General features: G+C 70.8%; 29 protein-coding genes. 17 read left to right on the forward strand and 12 right to left on the reverse strand.

All coding sequences use genetic code 11. From position 1 onward, the window contains the following. Positions 1-80: 80 nt before the first annotated feature. Positions 81-881 (forward strand): CPBP family intramembrane glutamic endopeptidase, encoded by an 801-nt coding sequence (locus ACIBJB_RS19475; protein ID WP_398932072.1) that lies wholly within the window; start codon positions 81-83, stop codon positions 879-881. Here the strand turns inward: ACIBJB_RS19475 and ACIBJB_RS19480 are convergent, their stop codons facing one another. After that, positions 882-1,694 carry a PhzF family phenazine biosynthesis protein gene (locus ACIBJB_RS19480; protein WP_398932074.1) on the reverse strand — a complete coding sequence of 271 codons (813 nt, stop codon included), beginning with the start codon at positions 1,692-1,694 and terminating at the stop codon, positions 882-884. A 362-nt stretch (positions 1,695-2,056) separates the two neighbouring features. Between ACIBJB_RS19480 and ACIBJB_RS19485 the strand changes: the two genes are divergently transcribed. Next, positions 2,057-2,947: an alpha/beta hydrolase gene (locus ACIBJB_RS19485; protein ID WP_398932076.1), complete on the forward strand. Its 891-nt coding sequence runs from the start codon at positions 2,057-2,059 to the stop codon at positions 2,945-2,947. Positions 2,948-3,144: 197 nt separating this feature from the next. Further along, positions 3,145-3,768: a PadR family transcriptional regulator gene (locus ACIBJB_RS19490; protein ID WP_079077124.1), complete on the forward strand. Its 624-nt coding sequence runs from the start codon at positions 3,145-3,147 to the stop codon at positions 3,766-3,768. Between the two features lie 106 nt (positions 3,769-3,874). Here the strand turns inward: ACIBJB_RS19490 and ACIBJB_RS19495 are convergent, their stop codons facing one another. Then, complete coding sequence (locus tag ACIBJB_RS19495; protein ID WP_398932079.1) at positions 3,875-4,303, reverse strand: SRPBCC family protein; 429 nt, start codon at positions 4,301-4,303, stop codon at positions 3,875-3,877. 100 nt (positions 4,304-4,403) lie between these two features. After that, positions 4,404-4,592, reverse strand: a complete 189-nt coding sequence (locus ACIBJB_RS19500; protein ID WP_398932081.1) for a hypothetical protein — start codon at positions 4,590-4,592, stop codon at positions 4,404-4,406. A 197-nt stretch (positions 4,593-4,789) separates the two neighbouring features. On the opposite strand from ACIBJB_RS19500, the gene ACIBJB_RS19505 reads away from it, so the two are divergent. The 3 genes from ACIBJB_RS19505 (at position 4,790) to ACIBJB_RS19515 (ending at position 7,508) form a co-directional block, all read left to right on the forward strand. Further along, positions 4,790-5,356 carry a Clp protease N-terminal domain-containing protein gene (locus ACIBJB_RS19505; RefSeq protein WP_398932683.1) on the forward strand — a complete coding sequence of 189 codons (567 nt, stop codon included), beginning with the start codon at positions 4,790-4,792 and terminating at the stop codon, positions 5,354-5,356. A gap of 52 nt (positions 5,357-5,408) precedes the next feature. After that, on the forward strand, positions 5,409-6,404 hold the full coding sequence (locus tag ACIBJB_RS19510) for an EamA family transporter (protein ID WP_398932083.1): 996 nt from the start codon (positions 5,409-5,411) through the stop codon (positions 6,402-6,404). A gap of 192 nt (positions 6,405-6,596) precedes the next feature. Then, complete coding sequence (locus ACIBJB_RS19515) at positions 6,597-7,508, forward strand: DMT family transporter (RefSeq protein WP_398932085.1); 912 nt, start codon at positions 6,597-6,599, stop codon at positions 7,506-7,508. Between the two features lie 39 nt (positions 7,509-7,547). Here the strand turns inward: ACIBJB_RS19515 and ACIBJB_RS19520 are convergent, their stop codons facing one another. Both ACIBJB_RS19520 and ACIBJB_RS19525 read right to left on the reverse strand, forming a co-directional pair. After that, the gene (locus ACIBJB_RS19520) at positions 7,548-8,180 is read right to left on the reverse strand and encodes an FMN-binding negative transcriptional regulator (RefSeq protein WP_398932087.1); all 633 of its coding nucleotides are present in this window, start codon (positions 8,178-8,180) and stop codon (positions 7,548-7,550) included. Next, positions 8,180-8,863: a pyridoxamine 5'-phosphate oxidase family protein gene (locus tag ACIBJB_RS19525; protein WP_398932089.1), complete on the reverse strand. Its 684-nt coding sequence runs from the start codon at positions 8,861-8,863 to the stop codon at positions 8,180-8,182. The genes ACIBJB_RS19520 and ACIBJB_RS19525 overlap by 1 nt, the downstream gene beginning before the upstream one ends. Before the next feature lie 35 nt (positions 8,864-8,898). Between ACIBJB_RS19525 and ACIBJB_RS19530 the strand changes: the two genes are divergently transcribed. Further along, positions 8,899-10,230: an aminotransferase class I/II-fold pyridoxal phosphate-dependent enzyme gene (locus ACIBJB_RS19530; protein WP_398932091.1), complete on the forward strand. Its 1,332-nt coding sequence runs from the start codon at positions 8,899-8,901 to the stop codon at positions 10,228-10,230. 239 nt (positions 10,231-10,469) lie between these two features. On the opposite strand, the gene ACIBJB_RS19535 is transcribed toward ACIBJB_RS19530, so the two are convergent. Beyond that, positions 10,470-11,393: a DMT family transporter gene (locus ACIBJB_RS19535; protein WP_398932093.1), complete on the reverse strand. Its 924-nt coding sequence runs from the start codon at positions 11,391-11,393 to the stop codon at positions 10,470-10,472. Positions 11,394-11,467: 74 nt separating this feature from the next. On the opposite strand from ACIBJB_RS19535, the gene ACIBJB_RS19540 reads away from it, so the two are divergent. Further along, on the forward strand, positions 11,468-12,376 hold the full coding sequence (locus tag ACIBJB_RS19540) for a LysR family transcriptional regulator (protein WP_398932095.1): 909 nt from the start codon (positions 11,468-11,470) through the stop codon (positions 12,374-12,376). 3 nt (positions 12,377-12,379) lie between these two features. Here ACIBJB_RS19540 and ACIBJB_RS19545 read toward each other — a convergent pair whose 3' ends face one another. Further along, complete coding sequence (locus ACIBJB_RS19545) at positions 12,380-12,847, reverse strand: pyridoxamine 5'-phosphate oxidase family protein (protein ID WP_398932097.1); 468 nt, start codon at positions 12,845-12,847, stop codon at positions 12,380-12,382. Positions 12,848-12,985: 138 nt separating this feature from the next. Between ACIBJB_RS19545 and ACIBJB_RS19550 the strand changes: the two genes are divergently transcribed. Next, entirely contained in the window at positions 12,986-13,642 is a 657-nt protein-coding gene (locus ACIBJB_RS19550) for a cysteine hydrolase (protein ID WP_398932099.1), read from the forward strand. Here the strand turns inward: ACIBJB_RS19550 and ACIBJB_RS19555 are convergent. Next, positions 13,629-14,114, reverse strand: a complete 486-nt coding sequence (locus tag ACIBJB_RS19555; protein WP_398932101.1) for a Rieske (2Fe-2S) protein — start codon at positions 14,112-14,114, stop codon at positions 13,629-13,631. The two genes, ACIBJB_RS19550 and ACIBJB_RS19555, sit on opposite strands and share 14 nt — an antisense overlap. 155 nt (positions 14,115-14,269) lie before the next feature. Between ACIBJB_RS19555 and ACIBJB_RS19560 the strand changes: the two genes are divergently transcribed. The 7 genes from ACIBJB_RS19560 (at position 14,270) to ACIBJB_RS19590 (ending at position 20,322) form a co-directional block, all read left to right on the forward strand. Next, complete coding sequence (locus tag ACIBJB_RS19560) at positions 14,270-15,025, forward strand: HipA family kinase (RefSeq protein WP_398932103.1); 756 nt, start codon at positions 14,270-14,272, stop codon at positions 15,023-15,025. Continuing rightward, positions 15,022-15,438 carry a DUF3037 domain-containing protein gene (locus ACIBJB_RS19565; RefSeq protein ID WP_062046840.1) on the forward strand — a complete coding sequence of 139 codons (417 nt, stop codon included), beginning with the start codon at positions 15,022-15,024 and terminating at the stop codon, positions 15,436-15,438. Before ACIBJB_RS19560 ends, ACIBJB_RS19565 begins: the two co-directional genes overlap by 4 nt. A 154-nt stretch (positions 15,439-15,592) precedes the next feature. Continuing rightward, positions 15,593-16,354, forward strand: a complete 762-nt coding sequence (gene fabG / locus ACIBJB_RS19570) for a 3-oxoacyl-ACP reductase FabG (RefSeq protein ID WP_365123041.1) — start codon at positions 15,593-15,595, stop codon at positions 16,352-16,354. A gap of 12 nt (positions 16,355-16,366) precedes the next feature. Next, positions 16,367-17,134, forward strand: coding sequence for an SDR family oxidoreductase (locus tag ACIBJB_RS19575; RefSeq protein ID WP_398932106.1), 768 nt, complete (start codon positions 16,367-16,369; stop codon positions 17,132-17,134). Positions 17,135-17,325: 191 nt separating this feature from the next. Beyond that, positions 17,326-18,906, forward strand: a complete 1,581-nt coding sequence (locus ACIBJB_RS19580) for an ABC transporter substrate-binding protein (protein ID WP_398932108.1) — start codon at positions 17,326-17,328, stop codon at positions 18,904-18,906. A 90-nt stretch (positions 18,907-18,996) separates the two neighbouring features. Continuing rightward, positions 18,997-19,680: a uracil-DNA glycosylase gene (ung, locus tag ACIBJB_RS19585; RefSeq protein ID WP_398932110.1), complete on the forward strand. Its 684-nt coding sequence runs from the start codon at positions 18,997-18,999 to the stop codon at positions 19,678-19,680. Positions 19,681-19,800: 120 nt separating this feature from the next. Continuing rightward, positions 19,801-20,322, forward strand: coding sequence for a hypothetical protein (locus ACIBJB_RS19590; RefSeq protein WP_398932112.1), 522 nt, complete (start codon positions 19,801-19,803; stop codon positions 20,320-20,322). Positions 20,323-20,334: 12 nt separating this feature from the next. Here the strand turns inward: ACIBJB_RS19590 and ACIBJB_RS19595 are convergent, their stop codons facing one another. Continuing rightward, on the reverse strand, positions 20,335-20,838 hold the full coding sequence (locus ACIBJB_RS19595) for a hypothetical protein (protein WP_398932114.1): 504 nt from the start codon (positions 20,836-20,838) through the stop codon (positions 20,335-20,337). A gap of 151 nt (positions 20,839-20,989) precedes the next feature. Further along, entirely contained in the window at positions 20,990-21,502 is a 513-nt protein-coding gene (locus tag ACIBJB_RS19600; protein WP_398932116.1) for a DinB family protein, read from the reverse strand. Positions 21,503-21,623: 121 nt separating this feature from the next. On the opposite strand from ACIBJB_RS19600, the gene ACIBJB_RS19605 reads away from it, so the two are divergent. Beyond that, positions 21,624-22,529, forward strand: a complete 906-nt coding sequence (locus ACIBJB_RS19605; RefSeq protein WP_398932118.1) for a Gfo/Idh/MocA family protein — start codon at positions 21,624-21,626, stop codon at positions 22,527-22,529. Here the strand turns inward: ACIBJB_RS19605 and lnt are convergent. Then, positions 22,453-24,018 carry an apolipoprotein N-acyltransferase gene (lnt, locus tag ACIBJB_RS19610; RefSeq protein WP_398932120.1) on the reverse strand — a complete coding sequence of 522 codons (1,566 nt, stop codon included), beginning with the start codon at positions 24,016-24,018 and terminating at the stop codon, positions 22,453-22,455. The genes ACIBJB_RS19605 and lnt overlap by 77 nt on opposite strands. A gap of 64 nt (positions 24,019-24,082) precedes the next feature. Further along, entirely contained in the window at positions 24,083-24,568 is a 486-nt protein-coding gene (locus ACIBJB_RS19615) for a nuclear transport factor 2 family protein (protein WP_391060788.1), read from the reverse strand. Positions 24,569-24,652: the final 84 nt, after the last annotated feature.

The raw sequence follows: 24,652 nt of genomic DNA on the forward strand, positions 1-24,652 counted from the left end.
ACGATCTTCGTCATTTCTTTCGAAGGACCCTAGCGGGGTGGCGATGGGGATGAGGCTGGATTACTCAACTGGAGGCAGGTGTGCAGGCGGAGGAAGGGGCAGTGGCCGATTCTTTTCCGCAGAGGGCGCTCTCGCGGAGATTCTTCCGTGACGAGACGCTGCTCGTTCTGGGGCTTTCGCTCGGTGCGAGTGGTGTGTCCGCGCTGATCAGTTTTGTCGGATCGGTCACCAAACCAGGGGGTCTCAAGGACCAGGCGGCGACCCTCAACGCCTCGGCCGCGCCGGGCCGTCCCTGGCTGGATCTCGCCTGGCAGCTCTTCGGGATCGCGTCGGCCCTGGTGCCCGTGCTGCTCGTCGCGCACCTCCTGCTGCGCGAGGGGCAGAGCCTGAGAACCCTCGGCTTCGACCGCACCCGGCCCGGGATCGACCTCGCCCGCGGGGCCGGGATCGCGGCCGTGATCGGCAGCACCGGTATCGCCTTCTACCTGGCCGCGCGTGGTCTGGGCTTCAACCTCACCGTGGTGCCCGAGGCGCTGCCCGACGTGTGGTGGAAGTACCCCGTGCTGATCCTCTCGGCGATGCAGAACGCGATCCTCGAAGAAGTGATCGTCGTCGGCTATCTGCTGCGCCGGCTCCACCAGCTGGGCTGGACCCCGGGCACCGCGCTGGTGGCCAGTTCCGTACTGCGGGGCAGCTACCACCTCTACCAGGGCATCGGCGGCTTCATCGGCAACATGGTGATGGGCGTGGTGTTCGTCTACCTGTACCGCCGGTGGGGGCGCGTGGGCCCCCTGGTGGTGGCGCATTCCCTGCTCGACATCGGGGCGTTCGTGGGCTACGCGCTCCTCGCGGGGAAGGTGGGCTGGCTGCCGACCGCGTGATCAGGCGAGCAGCTCGCCCTCGATGACCGTGACCGCGCTGCCGGTCAGCAGCGTGCGCCCGCCGCGCAGCCCGGTGCGGACCCGGCCGGAGCGCGGCGAGGCCTGCAGCCCGGTGAGATCCGTACGGCCGAGACGCTCCGACCAGTAGGGGGCCAGTGCGGTGTGGGCGCTGCCGGTGACCGGGTCCTCGTCGATGCCGACGTTCGGGAAGAAGCAGCGGGAGACGAAGTCGTAGCCCAGGTCCGGGTTCTCGGCGCGGGCTGTGGCGATCACGCCGCGCTCCGAATAGGCGGTCAGGGCCTTGAGGTCGGGGCGCAGGGCGTGGACGGATTTCTCGTCGGCCAGTTCGAGCAGCAGGTCACCGATGTTCGGGCCGGTGTCGAAGGCGGTGAGCGGTTCGGCGCCCAGCGCCTCGGCGACGCCCTCGGGAAGGTCGACCGGGGTCAGCGGGGCCGTCGGGAAGTCCAGGGTGATCGAGCCGTCCCCGCCCGGGGTGGCGACGAGGACACCGCTGCGGGTGGCGAACCGCACCGGGCCCTCGTGGGCATCCGTGCTGTACAGGACGTGGGCCGTGGCGAGCGTCGCGTGGCCGCACATGTTCACCTCGGTGGCGGGTGTGAACCAACGCAGCGCCCAGTCGGCCTCGCCGTCCCCGGGGAGCCGGTGGGCGAAGGCCGTCTCGGCGTGGTTGACCTCCAGGGCGATGTTCTGGAGCCGGTTGTCGTCCGGGAAGGCGTCGTCCAGGAGCAGGACCCCGGCCGGGTTGCCGGTGAAGGGGCGGTCGGTGAAGGCGTCGACGATTCGGATACGCATGGTCCGACGGTACGAGGTGATCTTGCGGCCTGGACAAGGCCAATCCGGGGTCGCTGGACCGTTTTCCGTGCCGGGATCCGGGGCGCGGCGTCCTCGTGATCGGCGGCGGAGCCGACGGCCGGAGGCTGCGCGGGCGTCGCGGCGGCCACCCGCCTGACGCGGCGCGACGAGGTGACGGTGACGCTGATCACCGTCGACTACTGCTCGACGTGTCCGCCCCGGACGTCGTCCTGATGAGCGACGGCGCCGGCGTCGAGCAGGCCGCGCCGGGGGAGTGTCCGTCTGCCCATTGCGCTCTCGGTGGCGAGCATCCATTATCAGGAATCCTGTTAGTTTAACTCTGTAGCGATGGGTGTTCAGTCATGGCGTTCAGCTCCCGAATCCAGGCCAGAGGGATCCAGCTCCTGCTCGGACGCGTGATGTCCCGCGTACACAAGGACCTGCGCTTCACCGACGTCCCGGCGCGTACCGAGAGCCTTCGGGTGGAGACCGGTGCCGGACCGGTGACATGCACCGTCTACCGTCCGCCGGTCACCACGGACACCCCCGCCCCCGTGTACGTCAACTTCCACGGCGGCGGGTTCGTGGTCGCCCGGCCCGAGCAGGACGATCACATCTGCCGCTACATAGCCGCCACGGCCGGCTGTGTCGTGATCAACGTCGACTACGCGGTCGCGCCGCAGCGGCCGTTCCCCACACCCGTCACCCAGGCCTACGACGTCACCGCGTGGGTCGCCGAGAACGGCGCCGTCGGTGGCTGGGACGGTTCACGGCTCGCCGTGGGCGGACACAGTGCCGGGGCCAACCTGACGGCCGCGGTCTGCCACCTGGCCAGGGAACGCGGCACCTTCTCTCCCCGGCTCCAGATCATCGACTCGGCACTGCTGGACCAGGTCCCCGATCCGGCCACCAAGCGGTCCCTCATCGAGAAGCCGCTGCTCACTCCGCAGATCATGCGGATTTTCACCGCCGCCTATGTCCCCGATCCCGCCGACCGCGCCCGCCCGCTCGCCTCGCCCGCCCTCGCCGACGACCTCGCGGGTCTTCCTCCCGCCCTGGTCATCACCGCGGAGAACGACCGCCTGCGCGACGAGGGGGACGCCTACGCCAAGGCTCTGGAGGCCGCAGGCGTTCCGGTCACCCACCGCGTCTTCGAAGGCGTCGACCACTACTTCACCCACACCGGCCCGGTACCGGCCGGCAAGGAGGCCATCGACCTGATGGCCACAGCGTTGCGCGACGCCTTGAGCTGACCTTCGCGTTCCTTGCCTTCCCGATCCGGGTCGTGCAGACACCGGCCCGGGAAGTGACACACACCGCGCGACCAGCGGAACAGTCATCGCGTACTCGGTTCACCGTCCTGCCCTACCCGAAGGGCCTTGCCATGCGATCGGTTCCGATATATCGTTGACGCATCGCGACAGATCAACGATGGAATGGAGTGATTGCGATGCGTTCCCACGGATTCGAGCGTGGACATGGTGGAGCCGGTCGTCGGGGCCGTGGTGGTCCCGAGAGCCTGCGAGGTGCCTTCGGGCCCTTCGGTCCGGGCGGTCCCGGTGGCCCCGGCTTCGGAGGGCCGGGCTTCGGCCCCGGGCCCTGGGGGCCGAGGGGTCGGGGCGGACCCAGGGGGAGGGCGCGGCGCGGTGACGTGCGGGCCTCGATCCTGGCCCTGCTCAAGGACCGGCCCATGCACGGTTACGAGATGATCCAGGAGATCGCCGAGCGCAGCGGCGGGGCGTGGAAGCCCAGCCCCGGCTCGGTGTACCCCACCCTCCAGTTGCTGGAGGACGAGGGGCTGATCGCCAGTGAGAGCGAGGGCGGCAAGAAGCTGTTCGCGCTCACCGAGGCCGGCCGTACCGCGGCCGACGAGGGCCCCGACGCGCCGTGGGAGGAAGCCTCCCGTGGCATCGACTTCGAGGCGCTCGGCGAGATCCGGCAGGCCGGCTTCGGCCTGATGGAGGCCTTCGGGCAGGTCTGGAAGACCGGCAGCAAGGAACAGCGCGAGAAGGCGCTGGCCGTCATCAACGAGGCCCGCAAGAAGCTGTACCTCATCCTCGCCGACGAGGACTGAGCCGAGGCCGGGCAGTCGTACGGCGATCAGAAGGCGCCCCGCGGAGCGATCCGCGGGGCGCCTTCCCGTGCGCGGCGCGCATGTGCGGCGCTCATTTCTGCAGCGCTCACTCCACCAGTCCGGCCAGCTTCCGCAGCGACTCGTTCAGTGCGGCGGTCCCCGAGTCCTTCAGTTTGCCCGCCATCAGCGAGACGGCGGCGCCCGTGAACTCGCCGTCGATGCGGACCGTGGTGGCGTCACCGTCGGGGGTCAGGGTGTAGCGCGTGGCGACGTTCACCGCCATCGGGCCCTTGCCCCGGATGGCGAACAGCCGGGCCGGCTCCACCTGGTCGATGGTCCACTCGACCTCGGCGGGGAAGCCCATCAGCTTCATGTTCTCCTGGAAGGTTCCGCCCGGCTCGAGAACCGTCGGGCCGCCCTTGGGGAAGTTGGTGTGGGTCGCGTTCCACTCCCCGTACGCGGACCAGTCGGTGAGCTGGGCCCAGACCTTCTCCGCGGGTGCCGGGATGCGTGCCTCCGCGCTGATTTCCGCCATGCGGCCACCTCTTCGTGTCGGGCTGTGGTGTCGCGGAAAGTAGCCGCAGGGGGCGCAACATTCAATACTGATGAACCGTCAGAAAAGCGTAGAGGCGGATTCAGCCCACCTGCCGTATCGCCGCCGCGTCGAACAGGTCCCACGCGCGCGGTAACGCGCTCTCGTCGTGGCAGTGCCACGCCTCCCAGAACAGGTCGGCGAGCAGTGCGTCCTCCGGGGCGTACACCCGGTACACGTACTGCTTGCCGTCCACGGCCGGCAGTGCCACCAGCCAGCTCCTGCTCTTCATGTCTGTGGGGGACGAGGGACGTCGTATCGCGGTTGCGCAAGGGGCGCCCGGCAGCGTGGTGCGCGCCTACCGGGGCCGAAAGGCTTGATCTCATCCGTAAGGAGGAGATTCCGGCTCCGGGATCCGCTCTCCGTGGGACGCAAAGATGCTTCCCCTCGGGGATGACCCGATGCGGTGAGGCTGATGGGGTGGGGGATGTGCACCCCCGTATCCCCCGGCAGTCGGCCCGCGAGCAGAGCGGCCCGCCACCGGTCAGTCCGAACGGCGATGTCAGGCTCAGCGCGGAACTGACAGCGGTGGTGTCCGGTGCCCGCAGGCGCGCGCTGAGGGACGGGGACCGGCAGATCGACACGGCCCATCTGCTGCACTCACTGCTGGACGCCGACGCCGAGGCCTACGCCGTCTTCGACGCGGAACCCCAGTTGCCGAGGCTCCTCGGTTATCTCGTGCAGCGCAGCATCGGCTACGGACTGCGCTGGCAGGGCACCGTCGAGGACTCCGGCGCCGTCCCCGCGGTGACGACGGCCGAGGGCTTCTCACCGCTCGCCGCGGGCGCGATGGAATACGCCTGCGCCCGGGCCGAGCACCGCGCCGACGGACCCGCCCGCGGGATCGATCTGCTCGCGGCGATCCTGGTGGACCCCGAGTCCCGGGCCGTCGAGGTGCTGACCCGGGCCGGAATCGACGCCCGTGCCGTGTTCGCGCGGATCGACGACCGTCTGCCCGGAGGCCTGTGGGGCGGCCCTCCACGGTCCAGCCGCTGAGACAGGAGTCATTGGGGGTGACGCTCATGTCATCCCCTGTCATCATGGTCCGGTGCATACGTCTGAGAGCAGCAGGGCCGGCGAGGGCAAGGGCGTCGGACTCGGTCTCGCGCTGGTGTCCGCGCTCGCCTTCGGCGGATCCGGGGTGGCGGCCAAGCCGTTGATCGAGGCGGGCCTCGATCCGCTGCACGTGGTGTGGCTGCGGGTGGCGGGCGCCGCCCTGGTGATGCTGCCGCTCGCCGTCCGCCACCGCGCGCTGCTGCGCAGCCGTCCCGCCCTGCTCGCCGGCTTCGGGCTGCTCGGCGTGGCCGGCGTGCAGGCCTTCTACTTCGCCTCGATCTCCCGCATCCCCGTCGGTGTCGCCCTGCTCGTCGAGTACCTCGCCCCCGCCCTGGTGCTCGGCTGGGTGCGGTTCGTGCAGCGACGGCCCGTCACCCGCGCGGCCGCGCTCGGCGTGGTCCTCGCCGTCGGCGGGCTCGCGTGTGTCGTCGAGGTCTGGTCGGGTCTGAGCTTCGACGCCCTCGGACTGCTCCTCGCGCTCGGCGCCGCCTGCTGCCAGGTCGGCTACTTCGTCCTCTCCGACCAGGGCAGCGACTCCGGTGAGGCCCCCGACCCGCTCGGTGTGATCGCGTACGGCCTTCTCGTCGGGACCGCCGTCCTGACCGTCGTGGCCCGCCCCTGGACCATGGACTTCTCCGTCCTCGCGCAGCGCGCCGACATGAACGGCACCCCGGTCGCGGCCGGTCTGCTGCTCGGCTGGATCGTGCTGATCGCCACCGTCCTCGCCTACGTCACCGGGGTGGTCTCGGTGCGCAGGCTCTCACCGGCGATAGCCGGGGTCGTGGCCTGTCTCGAAGCGGTCGTCGCGACCGTCCTCGCCTGGGTGCTGCTCGGCGAACACCTCTCGGCACCGCAGATCGTGGGTGGCGCGGTCGTCCTCCTCGGCGCTTTCATCGCGCAGTCCTCGACCCCGGCCAAGGGCTCCGTGGAACCGGTCGCGGCAGGCGGCGCCGAAAGTCGGTTGTCCGCCCGGGAGAACGCCGCCTAGGCTCCCGGATCATGCATACGCGCACGCTCATCGTCTCTCCGCCGGCCGCCTGAGGCGGGCCCTCCGGAGACCACGCCCGGCCATGCCGCCGGGCTGAACGGTGCTGCCCGCAGACGAAGTCCGCGGACCCCGCCACCGAGCGGGCGTCCTCTTCCGAACTTCCGCGCCTCGGCGCAACTGCGGAGAGAACACGTGTCGCATGCTTCTTCAGGCCTGCCCCTCGGGCGAGGCCTCATCTATCTGATCGTCGCCGGTACCACCTGGGGCACCGCGGGAGCGGTCGCCTCGCTGGCCTACCGGACCAGTGACCTGGGCCCGGTGGCCCTGTCCTTCTGGCGCTGCACGGCCGGGCTGGCGGTGCTGCTCGCCGTCCGTCTCGTACGGCCACGCGCGCGTACGGCCGTCTCGGAACCGCTCGGCCGCAGGGCCCTGCGGCTCGGCGCGTCGGGCGTCGGTCTGGCGGTGTTCCAGACCGCCTACTTCGCCGCCGTACGGTCCACCGGGCTCGCCGTGGCCACCGTCGTCACCCTCGGCGCCGGTCCCGTGCTCATCGCGCTCGGGGCACGCCTGGCCCTGGGGGAGCGGCTCGGGAGCAGCGGAGTCGTCGCCGTCACCGGAGCCCTCGCCGGACTCCTGGTGCTGACGCTGGGCGGCGCGGAGGCTTCCGTACGTCCCCTGGGTGTGCTGCTCGGGCTGCTCTCGGCGGCCGGCTGCTGTGTGATGACCCTGGTCACGCGCGCGTCCCGGGCGGAGTCCTCCGGAACGTCCGTGGGGGTGTTCGCGGTCACCAGTCTCTGTCTGCTGCCCTTCGCGCAGGCCGAGGGCCTGGTCCCGCACACGGCCCGACCGGCCCTGCTCCTGGTCCTGTTGGTCTACTTGGCGACCGTCCCCACGGCTCTCGCCTACGCCCTCTACTTCGCGGCCGCCGCGGTCGTCCGCTCCACCACCGTCTCCGTGATCATGCTGCTGGAACCGGTGAGCGCGGCGGTCTTGGCCGTCGTGCTGTTCGGCGAGCGCCTCACTGCGACCACCGTCGTCGGCACCTTGCTGATGCTGGGCGCGGTCGCGGGGCTCGCGGTGACGGAGGCGCGTGGGCCCGCGTGACGCACCGAGGGGGCCCTTCTGTCCGAAGGGCCCCCTCGCTCAGGCCCGCTGCCGCCGCAGCAGATGCTCGCGCGCCGCCGCGTCCCCGGGACCGCCCCGGTCCGCCAGCTCCTCCGCGATCCGGTCCTGCACCTGAGCCGTCCGCTTGCCGGCGTACTTGAACTTCGCCCGCACACCGGTCACTTCGAGACGCAGTCCGCGAATCCCCGACAGCTGCCGCCCGAACGGCACCTCGTCCGCCGCCACCCGCGCGGTGCCGCCCTCCGGCTGGAAGTGACCAACCTGGTGGTTCAGGAGCACGGCCTTCTCGGCCGGGTCGTCCACCACGTGGGCCCGGCACCGCAGTTGGACCGCCGCGTAGAAGCTCGTGGGCGTGCCGTGTTCGGACGGTACGTCCGGGTCGGCCTGCCACGGGCCCGGGACGTACGCGTAGTCGTCGACCACGCTCAGCACGACGTCCGGGCTCGCCTCCAGTGCGCCCCACAAGGGGTTGGGCCGCGCGAGGTGTGTCAGGGCCTCGCCCCGCGAGGGGTCGTAGGAGAAATGCAGCGGCTGGACGAACGGGGGCTCGCCCGCAGGACCGTTGACGGCGAGCTGCCCGAAGTCGTGGACGGACAGCCACTGCTGCCACTCGGCGTCGTCGCGGGCCGCGTCCCAGGGATGGATCAGCATCACAGCACCGCCAGGTAGTCCGGGACCTCGGTGCCGGGGGCCAGGCCGGCGTCGGCGACCGGGGTGCCGTAGCCCTTGCGCAGCGGGACCACACCGGCCCAGTGGGGGAGGGCGAGGTCCTCGGGCTCGTCGTTGACCCCGCCGGTGCGGAGCTTGGCGGAGACCTCGTCGAGGTCGAGGCGGATGACGGCGGTGGCGGCGAGTTCCTTCTTGTTGGCGGGGCGGGAGTCGAGGGCGCGCCCCGGCACCACATGGTCGACCAGCGCGTCGAGGGCGAGGCGCTTCTCCTCGGGGTCCGTGACGTCGTACGCGAGTCCGTGTACCACCACGGACCGGTAGTTCATCGAGTGGTGGAAGGCCGAGCGGGCCAGGATCAGCGCGTCGACGTGCGTGACCGTCAGGCAGACCGGCAGTCCCGGGTCGGCCTGGCCGGTCATCCGCAGCGGGCGCGAACCCGTCGAGCCGTGGACGTAGAGCCGCTCGCCCACCCGGCCGTACAGCGTGGGCAGGACCACCGGGGCGCCGTCCCGGACGAAGCCGAGGTGGCAGACGTAGCCCTCGTCGAGTATCGAGTGCACCAGTTCCCTGTCGTACGAGGCCCGGTCGGGGGAGCGTGTCGGGACGGTGCGGTCGGTCGGCGCGTAGGCGGTCGGCTCCGGCGTGGTCGCGGTGGTCCCCTGCATTGCCGTCTCCATTGCACTAGTGCATAATCTGCTTTGTGCTAGGAGAATATCGGATCCAAGGCCGACGCGCATCGGAGATTGCGGCGAGCGTCGAGAGCGCGGTGGGTGCCGGAGAGCTGGCGCCGGGGCAACTGCTGCCTCCCATGCGGGAGTTGGCGGTGGAGCTCGGGGTGAATCCCAATACGGTCGCGGCCGCCTACCGCACCCTGCGCGAGCGCGGGGTCATCGAGACCGCCGGGCGAAGGGGCAGTCGGGTGCGGTCGAAGCCGGCCACCACGGGACGCGACGACATCCGGGTGGAGGTCCCGGAGGGCGTGCGGAACGTGGCGAACGGCAACCCGGACCCGGCGCTGCTGCCCCCGCTGGCGCCGGCCTTCGCCGCCGCCGCCGAACAGGGCGACCGGGAGCCGGTCCTGTACGGAGAGGCGACCGTGGACCCGGAACTGGCCCGCCTCGCGCGAGAGGCACTGGACGCGGACGGCGTTCCGCAGGGCCCTCTCGCCGTCGCCTCCGGCTCCCTGGACGTGGTCGAGCGCGTCCTGGCCGCCCACCTCAAGCCGGGCGACACGGTCGCCGTGGAGGACCCCGGCTGGGGCAGCCTCCTCGACCTGGTCCCGGCACTGGGCCTGCGCGTCGCCCCGGTGGGCGTGGACGACGAGGGCCCGCGCGCCGACGAGGTACGCAAGGCCCTGGAGTCGGGCGCCCGCGCCCTGATCATCACCGACCGGGCCCAGAACCCGACCGGCGCCTCGGTGACCGCCACGCGTGCGCGTGCCCTGCGCGCCGTCCTCGAGGACCACCCGGACATCCTCCTCATCGAGGACGACCACGGCCACGGCATCGTCGACCTGCCCCTTCACCCCCTGGCCGGAGTCACCCTTCACTGGGCCTTCGTCCGCTCGGTGGCCAAGGCCTACGGCCCCGATCTGCGCCTGGCCGTCCTCACCGGCGACGAGGTCACGGTCGACCGCGTCCACGGCCGCCACCGCCTGGGCCCCGGCTGGGTCAGCCGCATCACTCAGCGGGCGGTGGTGCACCTGTGGGCCGGCGGCGTACTGGACACGGCGGAGGTGGCGGCGGCGTACCGCGAGCGCCGCGACCGGCTGATCGGCGCACTCGCGGAACGCGGAGTCGAGGCGCACGGCCGCAGCGGTCTCAACGTGTGGATCCCGGTCCCGGACGAGACGGGTGCGGTGTCCCGCCTCCTGCACGCGGGGTGGGCCGTGGCCCCGGGTGCCCGCTTCAGGATGAGCGCACCGCAGGGGATCCGCGTGACCGTAGCGACTTTGACGGCAGCGGAGGTCGCCCCCTTGGCGGACGCGATCGCGAGGGCCTTGGGTCCCTCGGCCACCCGGAATGTCGTCTAGGGGAAGGTGGGCTGCCTTCTGCATGCGGGTCCGGCGGTGGCCCCCGGCGGTCGCTTGAGGATGGGCACACCGCAGGGGGTGACCGTGACGCTGTTGCTGGCGGACGCGATCGCGAACGCTGTAGGCCCCTGCACCACCCGGAACCATGTGCAGAGGGGGACGGTCGACCTACCCAGGGGCGCGGGGAACAGCGCGACCGGCCACTACGAGCCCGCGGCCGCCACGATCCGCACACCCCCTCAGCCGCGGCGGGGCGCCTGAGTCAGCGCCGCCCCCGCGAGTACGATCACCGCACCCACTGGCGTCGACCAGCTCAACGACTCGCCGAGCACGGCGACTCCGGCCCCCGTGGCGATGACCGGAATGAAGTACGTGACCATCTGCGCGGTGGTCGGCCCCACCTCGGCGACCAGCCCGTACTGCACCAGCAGGGCCAGCCCCGTCCCCAGCGCACCCAGCGCCGCGATCGCGAGCAGCGGCAGCACGTCGACATGGGTAGGTATCCCGGAGAACAGCGAAGTGACGACCGCCAGTTGAACCGTGGCCAACAGCAACTGCGCCCCCATCAGGGACATATGGGAGTACCCCACACCGGCCAGGGTCCGACGCACGTAGATCCACCCGATCGGATAGCTGAGCGAGGCCAGCAGGGCCATCGCCGTCCCCCTGGCGTCCAGCCCGCTGAACCCCTGCCAGGCCCCGAGAACCGTCAGCACCCCCAGAAACCCGAGCCCGAGCCCGGCGACCCGCACGCGCGTGGGCCGGTCCTCGGACAGCGCGACGACGGACAGGACCATCCCCCACAGCGGCGAGGTCGCGTTGCAGATCCCCGCCAGCGTGGACGGGATCGTCAACTCCGCGTAGGCGAAGAGCGAGAACGGCAGTGCGTTGAGCAGGAACCCCGCGACCGCCAGATGACCCCACGTCCGCACCCCGCGAGGGAGCCGCTCCCGCCGCACCGCCATCGCCGCCGCGAGCACCAGCGTCCCGAACACCAGCCGCCCGAGCGTGACCTGGAAGGGCGCGTACCCCCCGGTGCCCACCTTGATGAGGAGAAAGCTGAACCCCCAGATCAGCGAGAGCGCACCGAAGCGCAGGCGCCAGTCGAGGGCGGGGCGGCGGGAGATCCGCGTCGGGGCTTCGGTGACGGTCGCGGTGGTCATGCCGACCACGATCCGGCACACGATCTCGTAGCACAAGCGAGTTTTTGAGCGAGATATCTCGTAGTATTGCTTACATGTTGAACCTGGAGCGCCTGCGCACCCTCGACGCCCTCGCCCGGCACGGCTCGGTGAGCGGCGCCGCCGAGGGCCTGCACATCACGACCTCGGCGGTCTCACAGCAGATGTCCAAGCTGGAGCGCGAGGTCGGCCAGCAGCTCCTCGCCAAGAACGGCCGGGGGGTGCGGCTCACCGACGCCGGCCGGCTCCTCGCCGACCACGCGGCACGCATCCTGTCCCAGGTGGAACTCGCCCAGTCCGACCTGGAGGCCCAACGCGGCCAGGTGGTGGGGGAGTTGAGACTCGCCGCGTTCCCGACCGCCGTACGCGGACTGTTCCCGGCCGCGATCGCGGCCCTGCGCTCGGCGCATCCGGGCTTGCGGATCAGCTCGCGCGAGATGGAGCCGGAACCCGCGGTCCTCGCCGTGATCCGCGGTGACTACGACCTCGCGATCGTCCTGGACTGGTACAACAAGCCGCTGCCCATGCCCGACGGACTGGTGAAGGCCTCCATCGTCGACGACACGGCCGACGTGGCGATGCCCGCGACCCACCGCCACGCGCACCGGAGCGAGGTCGACCTGGAGGACTTCGCCGACGACGACTGGGTCACCTGGGGCGAGGGCGAGTTCTGCGACGAGTGGCTGATGCACACCCTGCGTTCCAAGGGCGTCGAACCGCGTGTCGCGCACCGCGCGGAGGAGCATCCGACCCAACTCGCGCTGGTCGGCGCCGGTCTCGGGGTGTGCGTGGCGCCCCGGCTCGGGCGCGGGCCGATCCCGGAGGGCGTGCGGACCGTGCCCGTACGGCAGTCGGTCAGCCGTCACATCTACGCCGTGTGGCGCGCGGACGCCGACCGCCGCCCGTCGATCCGGGCGGCGGTCGAGGCGCTGAAGTCGGCGGCGGGGAAGGCCGTTCGAGCCTGAGGCCTACGCCGGGCCCAGCTTGCGGAAGTCCCAGGAGACGATCTTCTCGGGGGTCAGCCGTATCCAGGCGTGCCGGCCGTCGTGCGGCATCTCCTCCAGGTGGAAGTTCTTGCGCGCGAACAGCGTCTCCGGGACGTCGAGTTCCGCGCGCAGCTCTCCGGTGCGCGGAGCCTCGCCCACGAAGTCCACGGTCCCGGACAGCTCCACGCCCTGTAGCTCGTCGTACTCCTCACCCGTGTCGACCACGATCGCGACCCGTGGATCGCGGCGCAGATCGGTCCAGCGCTTGCTGCGCACGACGGAGTACAGCCACAGCGAGGTGCCGTCCCAGGCGAACCAGAGCGTGCTCACATGCGGAGCGCCGTCGGCGGAGACGGTGGCGACCCGGCAGGTGCGCTGGCTGGTCAAGAACTCGTCGAGCTCGCCCGGCGTCATCATGATCTTCCGGCCGCGGCGCTGAGTGGCGGTCATGCATCCCCCTCTTTCTCTCACGTCGTGTCAGAGGAGAGATCCTCTGACATCACGTCAGAAAAGGATGGGTCGTCTTCCGTCCCGACGCAATGGTGGCTACTGTCACCGGCTCCGGGCCGTCGGCGACCAGGGGGAACCGTGCCGTCGTACGAACAACTCAGCGAACTCCTCGCTCCCGAGAGCACTGTCCTGCTCACCGTCGAGTGCCAGCAGGGCGTCGTCGGGCCGGAGAGCGCGCTGCCCGAACTCGCCCGTGAGACACGGACCTCGGGTGCCCTCGCCAACGTCGCCCGACTGGTCGCCGCCGCGCACGCGAACAGGGTCCAGGTGATCCACGCGATCGCCGAACGCCGTCCGGACGGGCGCGGCGCCAACCGCAACGCCCGCCTCTTCCGTGCCGCCGAACGCCTGCCCGTCCAGCAGCTGTCCGGGACCACCGCGGTGCGGGTGGCGGCCCCGATCGAGGTGAGCGAGGAGGACTTCGTCGTACGACGGCTGCACGGACTCTCGCCGATCCAGGGCACCGAGGTCGACGCGCTCCTGCGCAACCTCGGCTGCCGCACCCTGGTGGTGACCGGAGTCTCCGCCAACGTGGCCGTCCCCAACGCCGTGTTCGACGCCGTGAACCGCGGGTACACCGCCGTGGTGGTGACGGACGCCATCGCCGGGGTGCCCTCCGACTACACCCCGGCGATGATCCGTCACACGCTTGCCCTGGTCGCCACCCTCGCGACCACGGACGAGGTGCTGGTCGGCTTCGGGCACACCCGGCGCACACGGGTCACGCCAGCGTGATCGAGTCCCCGCTCACGGTGATCTGCTCGGCGGGCAGGGCCTTGGTCGCGGGACCCTTCTTGACGCTGCCGTCCTCGACCGAGAACTCGCTGTTGTGGCACGGACAGTGGATGACGCCGTTGGCCACACTGCCCACCGCGCAGCCTGCGTGCGTGCACTTGGACGAGAAGGCCTTGTAGGTGCCCGCCGTCGGCTGGGTCACCACGACGCCCTGGTCCTTGAAGATCGTTCCGCCGCCCTCGGGGATGTCGGAGGTCTTCGCCAGGACGGTGCCGCCGGAGCCGCTGCCGGAGCTCGAGCTCGAACCTCCACCGCTCGCGTTCGCACCCGCCTGGGTGCTCGAGGAGGAGTCGGAGGAATCGTCGCCCGATCCGCACGCGGTCAGCGCGACGGCGAGTCCCGCCGCGCCCACCGCCGCCACGACGGTACGACGAGCAGGAGCCGGAACGGGATGGGGCAGTTCGCTGGTCATGCTGACATTCCTTCCAATGCGGACGTGGTGGAGCTGTCCATGGGTACGGTCGCCCGACTCGGGTTGTTCAGACGATGTCGAGATCTAAACGTGTTCGCGATCAGCAGCGGGTAAAGCGGAGCTGTCGCTTCACTGTCGGCCAGTAACCTGGGGCGATGCTCAAGGAAGCCATCGCGACCCGCTACATCACGCCCCTGCGCGAGGGCGGCTCGCTGCCGGGGCTCGTCGAGGCCGACGACCGCGGGACGTACGTCATCAAGTTCACCGGCGCGGGTCAGGGCCGTAAGACGCTGGTCGCCGAGATCGTGGCCGGGGAGCTCGCCCGCAGGCTCGGCTTCCGGGTGCCGCGGCTCGTGACGCTCGACCTCGACCCGGACCTGGGGCTCGGTGAGCCCGACGAGCGCGTGCAGGAGCTGCTGAAGTCCAGCGGCGGCACCAATCTTGGCATGGACTTCCTCTCCGGAGCGCTCGGCTTCGACCCGCTCGCCTTCCAGGTCGGCCCCGAGGAGGCCGGCCGGATCGTCTGGTTCGACGCGCTGGTCAACAACGTCGACCGCTCCTGGCGCAACCCCAACCTGCTGTGGTGGCGGGGCGAGGTGTGGCTCATCGACCACGGCGCGACCATGATCTGGCAGCACAACTGGCCCGGCGCCGAGAAGTCCGCCGCCCGTGCCTACGACGCCTCGGACCACGTCCTGAAGCCCTTCACGCCGGATGTCGCCGCGGCCGCCGCCGAACTGGCCCCCCGGGTCACCGAGGACCTCCTCGCCGAGGTCACCGCCGAGATCCCGGACGCCTGGCTGGCCGGCGAGCCTGGCTTCGAGTCGCCGGACGAACTCCGGCGGACCTACGCACGACCGCTGCTCGCGCGCGCGGCCGTCGTCCATGAGCGGATCGAGGGGATCAAGTGACCGAGCGCCACATCATCAGGGGCGGTCGCACCGACGACCGCGAGGTCTTCGAGTACGCCCTGCTGCGGGTCGTACCCCGCGTCGAGCGCGGCGAGTGCATCAACGCGGGGGTGCTCGTGTACTGCCGCGCCAAGGCCTACGTCGGCGTGCGCACCCACCTCGACGAGGCCCGGCTGCGGGCGCTCGACCCGGACGCGGACGTGGCCGGTGTCCGGGCCGCGCTGCACGCCGTCGAGGGGGTCTGCGCCGGTGGTGAGGGGGCCGGGCAGGCCGCCCGCGACGACGCCGGACGGCGCTTCCGCTGGCTGATCGCGCCCCGCTCCACCGTCGTCCAGCCGGGCCCCGTGCACACCGGGCTCACCACCGATCCGGCCGCCGAACCGGAGCGTCTGCTCGATCTGCTGGTCAGGTAATGGATCACACCCCGCTCGTGTGACGTTGACACCGCGTGCCATGGCTTCTAGCGTCACGTCTGCTGAAGGTACTAAGCGGTCGCTCACCGAATGGGCCGTACATTCTCAGGTCGATTTCCCCAGGTCGATTTCTCAAGGGCGAGGAGAACCAGCAATGTCCACCACAGAGCAGCGGGTAGCCGTGGTCACGGGTGCCGCGCGCGGCATCGGCGCCGCCACCGCCGTACGACTGGCGGCCGAGGGGCGCGCGGTCGCCGTGATCGATCTCGACGAGGCCGCCTGCAAGGACACCGTGGAGAAGATCACCGCGGCCGGCGGCCGGGCGATCGCGGTCGGCGCGGACGTCTCCGACGAGGCCCAGGTGCAGGCCGCCATCGCGCGCGTGGCCGAGGAGCTCGGCGCGCCGACGATCCTCGTGAACAACGCGGGCGTGCTGCGCGACAACCTGCTGTTCAAGATGAGCGTCTCCGACTGGGACACCGTCCTGAACGTGCACCTCAGGGGCTCCTTCCTGGTCACCAAGGCCATCCAGAAGCACATGGTGGACGCGGGCTTCGGCCGGATCGTCAACCTGTCGTCCTCCTCGGCGCTCGGCAACCGCGGCCAGGCCAACTACTCCGCCGCCAAGGCCGGACTCCAGGGCTTCACCAAGACGCTCGCCATCGAGCTCGGCAAGTTCGGCATCACCGCCAACGCCGTCGCCCCCGGGTTCATCGCCACCGACATGACCGCCGCGACCGCCGAGCGCGTCGGCATGGGCTTCGAGGAGTTCAAGGCCGCGGCCGCCACCCAGATCCCGGTCGCGCGCGTGGGTGAGCCCGACGACATCGCCAACGCCATCGCCTTCTTCACGGGCGAGGCGGCCGGATTCGTCTCCGGTCAGGTGCTGTACGTCGCCGGCGGACCGCTCGACTAGGGAAACGGGACCATGACTTCGCAACTCCCCGAGCTTTCGGGCAAGGTCGCGCTCATCACGGGCGCCAGCCGCGGCATCGGCTACGGCATCGCCGAGGCGTTCGTCGCGCGCGGTGACCGGGTGGTCATCACCGGCCGCACCGAGGACTCCCTCAAGGAGGCCGTCGAGCAGCTCGGCGCCGAGCGCGCCGTGTACGTGGCGGGCAAGGCGCACGACGAGGCGCACCAGGCCGCCGCCGTCGAGCGCGCCATGGAGGCCTTCGGGCGCGTCGACCACCTGGTCAACAACGCCGGCACCAACCCGGTGTTCGGGCCGATCGCCGACCTCGACCTGAACGTGGCGCGCAAGGTCTTCGAGACCAACGTGATCTCCGCGCTCGGCTTCGCCCAGAAGACCTGGTATGCCTGGCAGAAGGACAACGGCGGTGCGATCGTCAACATCGCCTCCGTCGCGGGCCTCGCGCCCTCGCCCTTCATCGCCGCGTACGGCGTCAGCAAGGCCGCGCTGATCAACCTCACCCAGCAGCTCGCGCACGAGTTCGCGCCGGGGGTGCGGGTCAACGCGATCGCCCCCGCCGTCGTGAAGACCAAGTTCGCGTCGGCCCTGTACGAGGGCCGGGAGGCGGAGGCCGCCGCGTCCTATCCGCTGGCCCGGCTCGGCGTGCCCTCCGACATCGGCGGCGCCGCGGCCTTCCTCACCTCGGCGCAGTCCGACTGGGTCACCGGCCAGACGCTCGTCGTCGACGGCGGCATCTTCCTCAACGCCGGAGTGGGTGCCTGATCCTCGTCGTCTCGGCACGGGCGCCCGTTGACACCGACGGCGCCCGTGTCGAACGCACAAAAGCCTCACAGGGGATTTACAGGGTCATCACGCTGAGGTGACCAAGCTCCCTGTGAACGAACCGGTTGAGTGCGCGTGGCGCTGCGGTATGTTTTGCCGACTCTCGGCACGGCATTTCGAGGAGCAAGCGCGTGTTCAAGCGGAACCGATACCTGCCGCCCCTCGCGGCCCTCGTGTCCATATCCACGATGGCCGGATGCGGGGTGTTCTCCTCGGACTCCTCCGACGGCGGGAAGGCGATCGTCGTGGGGACCACCAGCGCCCCGGCCACGCTGGACCCGGCGGCCTCCTGGGACAACTCCTGGGAACTGTTCCGCAACGTCTACCAGACGCTCCTGAACTACTCCCCCGGTGCCTCCGACCCCGAACCCGACGCGGCCGAGACCTGCGAGTTCACGGACACGTCGAGCACCGTGTACAGCTGCACCCTGCGCGAGGGGCTGAAGTTCTCCAACGGGCACACGCTGGACGCCAAGGCGGTCAAGTTCTCCATCGACCGGATCAAGAAGATCAACCTGAACGGCGGCCCCGCCGGCCTGCTGGGAACGCTCTCCCGGGTGCAGGTGAAGGGCGACCGCGAGGTCGTCTTCCACCTCAGCCAGCCCGACGCCACCTTCCCCCTGGTCCTCACCACGCCGGCCATGTCGATCGTGGACCCCGAGGAGTACTCCGCCAACGCGATCCGCAAGGACGGGAAGATCAGCGGCTCGGGACCCTACAGCCTCGACTCCTACGAGGAGGGCGAGAAGGCGGAGCTCGTCCGCAACGACCACTACAAGGGCATCGCGGACCTCAAGAACGACGCCGTCACCATCCGCTACTTCCAGCGGTCGGACGCGATGGTCAAGGCCCTCAAGGACAAGGAGATCTCGGTCGTCTACCGCGGCCTCGGGGCCTCCGACACCGTGGACATCGAGACCAACCAGCAGAAGGAGGGGCTCCAGCTGGTGGAGAACCCCACCACCGAGATCAGTTACCTGGTGTTCAACCCCAGCGACCCGTGGTCCGCGAAGCCCGCGGTCCGCAAGGCCGTCGCCCAGATCGTCGACCGCCCCGCGCTCGTGCACTTCGTCTACAAGGACACCGTCGAGCCGCTGTACTCGATGGTCCCGGCCGGCCTCACCGGCCACACCACGGGTTTCTTCGACGACTTCGGAGACCCCAGCGTGGCCAAGGCCAAACGGTTCCTCACGGACGCGGGGATCACCGAGCGCGTCCCGCTGACCCTCTGGTACACCAGCGACCGCTACGGCTCGACGACCAAGCCCGCCTTCCAGGAGCTGAAGCGCCAGCTGGAGGCCTCCGGACTCTTCAGGATCACCCTCAAGAGCCGCCCGTGGAAGTCCTACGTCGAGGGCTACCAGAAGGGCGAGTACCCGGTGTTCGGGCGCGGCTGGTTCCCCGACTTCCACGACGCCGACAACTTCATCGCGCCCTTCGTGGGCAAGCAGAACGCGCTCGGCACCCCGTACGACGCCCCCGAGATCACCGGCAAGCTGCTGCCCGAGTCGCGCGCGGAGAGCGACCGCGGGGCCGTGGGGCCGCAGATCGAGGAAGCCCAGCAGGTCTTCGTGGACGACACCCGGCTGGTGCCGCTGTGGCAGGGCAAGCAGTACGTGGCCGCGAACGAGGAGATCGCCGGTCTCGAGAAGGTCATCGACCCGGCGACCATGATGACGATGTGGGAGCTGTACTGGAAGACCAGCTGGTAGCGGTCGGGCCCGGCCCTCACGGCACGGACTGTCAGTGGTCGCCTGTAGGTTCTGAGGCCTGAAGTGACCGCACATCGTGAGGACGTTGACGTGACCGACACCGCCATGCTGCCCGAGTCCTGGCGCGGGGTTCTGGGCGACGAACTGCAGCAGCCGTACTTCAAGGAGCTGACGGAGTTCGTCGAGGACGAGCGGGCGAAGGGTCCCGTCTACCCGCCGCGCGAGGAGGTCTTCGCCGCCCTCGACGCGACGCCGTACGACCAGGTGAAGGTCCTGATCCTCGGTCAGGACCCGTACCACGGCGAGGGCCAGGGCCACGGACTGTGCTTCTCGGTCCGCCCGGGCGTCAGGACCCCGCCCTCCCTGCGGAACATCTACAAGGAGATGAAGGAGGAGCTGGGCCTGGAGATCCCGGACAACGGCTACCTCATGCCGTGGGCCCGGCAGGGCGTCCTGCTGCTCAACGCGGTGCTCACGGTCCGCGCCGGCGAGGCCAACTCGCACAAGGGCAAGGGCTGGGAGAAGTTCACCGACGCGGTGATCCGCGCGGTGGCCGAGCGGCCCGACCCGGCGGTCTTCGTGCTGTGGGGCAACTACGCGCAGAAGAAGCTCCCCCTGATCGACGAGAACCGGCACGTCGTGGTCAAGGGCGCGCACCCCTCCCCGCTGTCGGCGAAGAAGTTCTTCGGCTCCCGCCCGTTCACGCAGATCGACGAGGCGGTCGCCCGGCAGGGCCACGAGTCCATCGACTGGACGATCCCGAACCTCGGCTGACCCGTCCGCCGGGCCGGTGCCGCGCGGCCCCGGCCCGGTCCCGCCTGACCTCGAATGTCAGTGGCGGCGGCTAGCGTCGGCAGGGACAGGGGACGACAGCCGACAGGGCCGGAGGACGCTTTGACGGAGCGACAGGAGCAGGCGGCGCCGGATACCGTGATGACCCGGATTGGGCAGGTCGTCATGCTGTGTCACGCGGGGGACCGCGAGGAGGCCCGGCACCGCTTCCTGGCCCTGTGGGCGGAGATCGGCGAGGACGGCGACCCGTTGCACCGTTGCACCCTGGCGCACTACATGGCCGACGCCCAGGACGACCCCTGCGACGAACTCGCCTGGGACCTCAGGGCGTTGACGGCCGCGGAGGAACTCACCGAGGACCGGCTGAGCCGCCACGAGGGCGCGCTCGCCGTGCGCGCCCTGTATCCCTCGCTGCACCTCAATCTGGCCGCAGACTATGTGCGGCTCGCCCGCACGGACGCCGCCCGCACCCATCTGCGCCGCGCCCGCAGGGCGGCGGACGCCCTGGGGGAGGACAGCTACAGCGACGGTGTGCGGGCGGCGATCAGCAGACTGGAACTACGGCTCGGAGAGGGCGGATCCGCCGCTGACGGAGGGTGGGGGCCGCCGAGACAGCGGCCCTGAGACCGTGGTGGCTCAACGCCCGTATGCCTGGTCGCAGATGACCGACTCGGGGCTGCCCTGCTGCCAGCCGCCGTACTTCCTGCCGAGCGCGCAGACGTCCTTCGGGCCCTTGGGCACCGACTTGGGGACCGACCTGGCCACGTCCGGGATCTCGACCCGGGGCGGCCGGTAGTGCCGGGCGTCCGGGTGCCGAGGCTCGGGATGTGCCGGGTGCGCGGGATGCTGTCGATGCCCCGGACGCGCCTGTGCCGGCTGTCGGGGCTGCGGCTGGGCGGAGGCCGCCGCGGTCCCCGGGGCACTGTCGCGCGGCGCGGCTCCCTCCGGTTTCGAGGACGGGGACGGGTCGATCATGGACAGCGCCTCCTGGGCCGGGGCCTGCACGATCTGCGGCTGCGCCTGACCGTCCGGGCGGGCGTCACCCGGTGCCGGCGGCCGTGACGGCGCCGTCGTCGGCGGTGGCCCGGACAGAGGTGGACGCTGGACCGTCACACAGCCGGTGAGGGCCGAGACAGCCACGGTGACCAGGAGCGTTGCGGTAGTCGTGGTTCGATGCACCCGCGCCACTCTGCTGGTTCGGGCGGCCTCGGCGACAGCGGACGAGTGGAGGTTGCCCCGCACGGGTGATCTCCGTCCTCGTACGGTGTGCTCAGGCCGCCCGGTGCTGACGTCAGTCGCCGGTGACGCCGTCGATGCGCTCGCGGATCAGGTCGGCATGGCCGTTGTGGCGGGCGTACTCCTCGATCATGTGGGTGTAGAGCCAGCGCAGGTTGAACCGCTCTCCGGTCCGGCGGTGCTTGCCCACGGTGATGTCGTCCAGGCCGAAGCGGGCCGCGTTCTCCCGGCTCTTCTCGATCTCGGCCTGCCAGGTGCCGTACGCCTCCTGCCAGGTGTCGGCCTCCGTGAGACGGAACTCGCCGTCCGGGTCGGCCTCGCTGTAGTAGATCGGGCCCGCGTCCTCGTCGGTCAGGACCCGGCGGAACCAGCTGCGCTCCACCTCCGCCATGTGCCGGACCAGGCCCATCAGGGAGAGCGTGGACGGCTCCACCGAGGCGGTCCTGAGCTGGGCGTCGGTCAGACCTTCGCACTTCCACGCCAGTGTCTGGCGGTGGTAGTCCAGCCAGCCCTCCAGCATGCTGCGTTCGTCGGCGGTGGTCGCGGGTTCGGGGCGCTGAGTCGTCATGCTCGCATCCTGACCCACCTCACCCCTCACCACCAGCGAATTCCCGGTCGTCGGCCGGGGCCCGCCGGGGCCGCCGTATGCTTCCGGCAAGGCCCTGGCCGGACAAACTGAGGAGTCCCACGTGAAGGTCGGCTGCATCGGACTCGGTGACATCGCGCAGAAGGCGTATCTGCCGGTGCTCGGCGGCCGGCCCGGCGTCGAACTGCACGTGCAGACGCGGACGCCGGCGACGCTGACCCGGGTCGCCGACGGTCTCCACCTTCCCGAGCGGCAACGGCACCGGGACCTCGACTCGCTGCTCGCCCAGGACCTCGACGCCGCGTTCGTGCACGCGCCGACGAGCGTGCACCCCGACATCGTCGCGCGGCTGCTGGAGGCGGGCGTACCGACGTATGTCGACAAGCCGCTCGCCTACGAACTCGCCGACTCCGAACGGCTGGTGGCGCTCGCCGAACAGCGGAACACGAGTCTGGCCGTCGGGTTCAACCGCCGGTTCGCTCCCGGATACGCGCAGTGCGCCGACCATCCGCGCGAACTGATCCTCATGCAGAAGAACCGGATCGGGCTCCCGGAGGAGCCGCGCGCGATGATCCTCGACGACTTCATCCACGTCGTCGACACCCTGCGGTTCCTGGTGCCGGGGCAGGTCGACGACGTGACGGTACGCGCGCGCGTGGAGGACGGGCTGCTGCACCACGTCGTGCTCCAGCTCGCCGGGGACGGCTTCACCGCGCTCGGGGTGATGAACCGGCTCAGCGGCTCGGCCGAGGAGATCCTGGAGGTGTCCGGGCAGGACACCAAGCGGCAGGTGGTCAATCTCGCCGAGGTGATCGACCACAAGGGTCAGCCGACCGTGCGGCGGCGCGGCGACTGGGTGCCGGTGGCCCGGCAGCGCGGCATCGAGCAGGCGGTGCTCGCCTTCCTCGACGCCGTGCGCGCGGGAAAGGTGCTCAGCGCCCGGGACGCGCTGGCGACCCATGAGCTGTGCGAGCGGGTGGTACGAGCGGTTCTGGAGCGGTCCGCCTGAGCCGGAGCACGCGCAGGCCGTCGGTGGCGCACCACGCCAGGAGGATCAGCAGGGCCGCGTGCACCGGCCAGTCGCCGAAGCGGACGTACGGCGTCGTCCCGGTCGCCAGCGGTACGTCGTACACGCGCGAGGTGCTGGAGTCGGTGCCGATCCACCGGCCGACGCGCTGTCCGCTCGCGTCGTAGACGGCGGAGACGCCGGTCAGGGTCGAGTGCACCATGGGGCGGCCCGTCTCGGCGGCGCGCAGGGCGGCGAGCGAGGCGTGCTGCTCGGGGGCCCAGCTCTGCTGGAAGGACGAGGTCGCCGACTGGGCGATCAGCACCTGGGCGCCGTCCTCGGCGAGATGGCGGCTCATGTCGGGGAACGCCGACTCGAAGCACACCATCGGACCGACCTTCAGCCCGTGACCGACGTCCATCACGACCTGCTGGGAGCCGTGCCTGCGGTTCTCGCCCGCCGCCTTGCCGACCGAGGTGGCCCAGCCGAGCAGCGAGCGGGCCGGAATGTACTCGCCGAAGGGGACGAGCCGCATCTTGTCGTAGCGGTCGCCGGTGAGTCCGCCGGGCCCCACGAGCACCGAACTCTTGTAGATGCCGGGCTTGTCGGAGCGGCGGGCGTCCACGTTGACGAGGATGTCGGCGCCGGTCTCCTCGGAGAGCGCCGCGATCCGTTTCGCCAGGTCGGGCCGGTCCCCGAGGTCGAAGCCGACACTGCTCTCGCCCCACACGATCAGGTCGACGTCCTGCCCGGCGAGGTCACGGGTCAGCTGCTCCTCGCGCGCGAAGCGCCGGTCGGCGCCGTCGATGACACCGGGCTGGACGACCGCGATCCGGGTCGTCCCCCCGGTGTCGGGGCGCGGTGACCACATCCAGGCCGCCGAGGTCACGGCGGCCGTGGCGACCAGAGCCGCCACCGCGGGGACCCGGGACTCACGCACCGTCACCAACAGGGCGACCGCCACATTGACGGCCACGATCAGGAAGCTGAGCAGCCACACCCCGCCCACCGAGGCCAGCCGCAGCGCCGGTTCCACCTCCCACTGGCTGGAGCCGAGTACGCCCCACGGACCGCCGAGCCCCTGCCAGGAGCGGACGAGTTCGATACCGAGCCAGCCCGACGGCAGTACGGCCAGGGCGGCGGCGATCCGGCCGCGCGAGGGCGTCCCGGCCAGGAAGTGCCGCACCAGCGCACCCCACGGCGCCCACAGCGCGCCGAGCAGGGCGCCGATGACGAAGATGAACACGCTCAGGCTCGGCAGCAGCCAGTGGTGCATCCCCACCATGAACCCGAAACCGCCGGCCCAGCCGTCGTACGCCGCCCGTTTCGCCGTGGGAGCGGAGCGGATCAGCGCGATCCAGGGGACGAGGGCGACGTAGGCGAACCACCACAGGGACGGTGCCGGGAACGCGAGGACGGGGAGAGCGCCTGCCACCGTGGCGACGATCGAGCGCCGCCACGGGGAGGCGAGCCAGTGGCCGAACGTGTTCATACGGCGCCTCCTACCCCGTGGGTGACTCCAGTGTGCGTGTGGTGGACCACCCGAGGGTGTCGGCTCAGTTGATCACAGGTGCGGGCCGGGGGTCCGGCAGTCGCCGCCACTTCTCCTGTACGACGACCTCGCGCAGCCGCCAGCCGTCGTCCGTGCGCAGCAGGGCGAAGGCGTAGCGGCCGCCGCAGACGAAGTCGGGGGCGGTGGAGGCGGTGCCGTCGTCGGCGAGGCGCATCGGGTTGATGTAGTCGGCCTGGACCCGGGCCGTGTCGCCGGTGTCCTGGTCCAGGGTGCCGAACCGGACGCGGCGGTTGACGATCAGATGCTGGCGCATCGAGAACAGCCGCAGGCTCTCCGCGAGCCATGCGGCGACCTTGCGCGCGTCCCCCTCCACGCCGCCCGCCGAGCGGTAGTCGGCCCGCCCGTCGGGGGTGAACAGTCCTCGGTACGCCTCCCAGTCGCCGTCGTCCACGGCCACGGCGTAGTCGGTGACGAGTGCGTCCACGGTCAGCCGGTCCATCACGGTCGCGAGCTCCACACGCTGCGTCATCGGCTCAGTGTTGGGCATGGGACGGGCCGCGCCAAGGGGCGTGCGGTGACATTCGGAGGGCGGGACGGGGGTGATCGGTGGGCG

The sequence above is a fragment of the Streptomyces sp. NPDC050759 genome, from assembly GCF_044456945.1.
Taxonomy (GTDB): domain Bacteria; phylum Actinomycetota; class Actinomycetes; order Streptomycetales; family Streptomycetaceae; genus Streptomyces.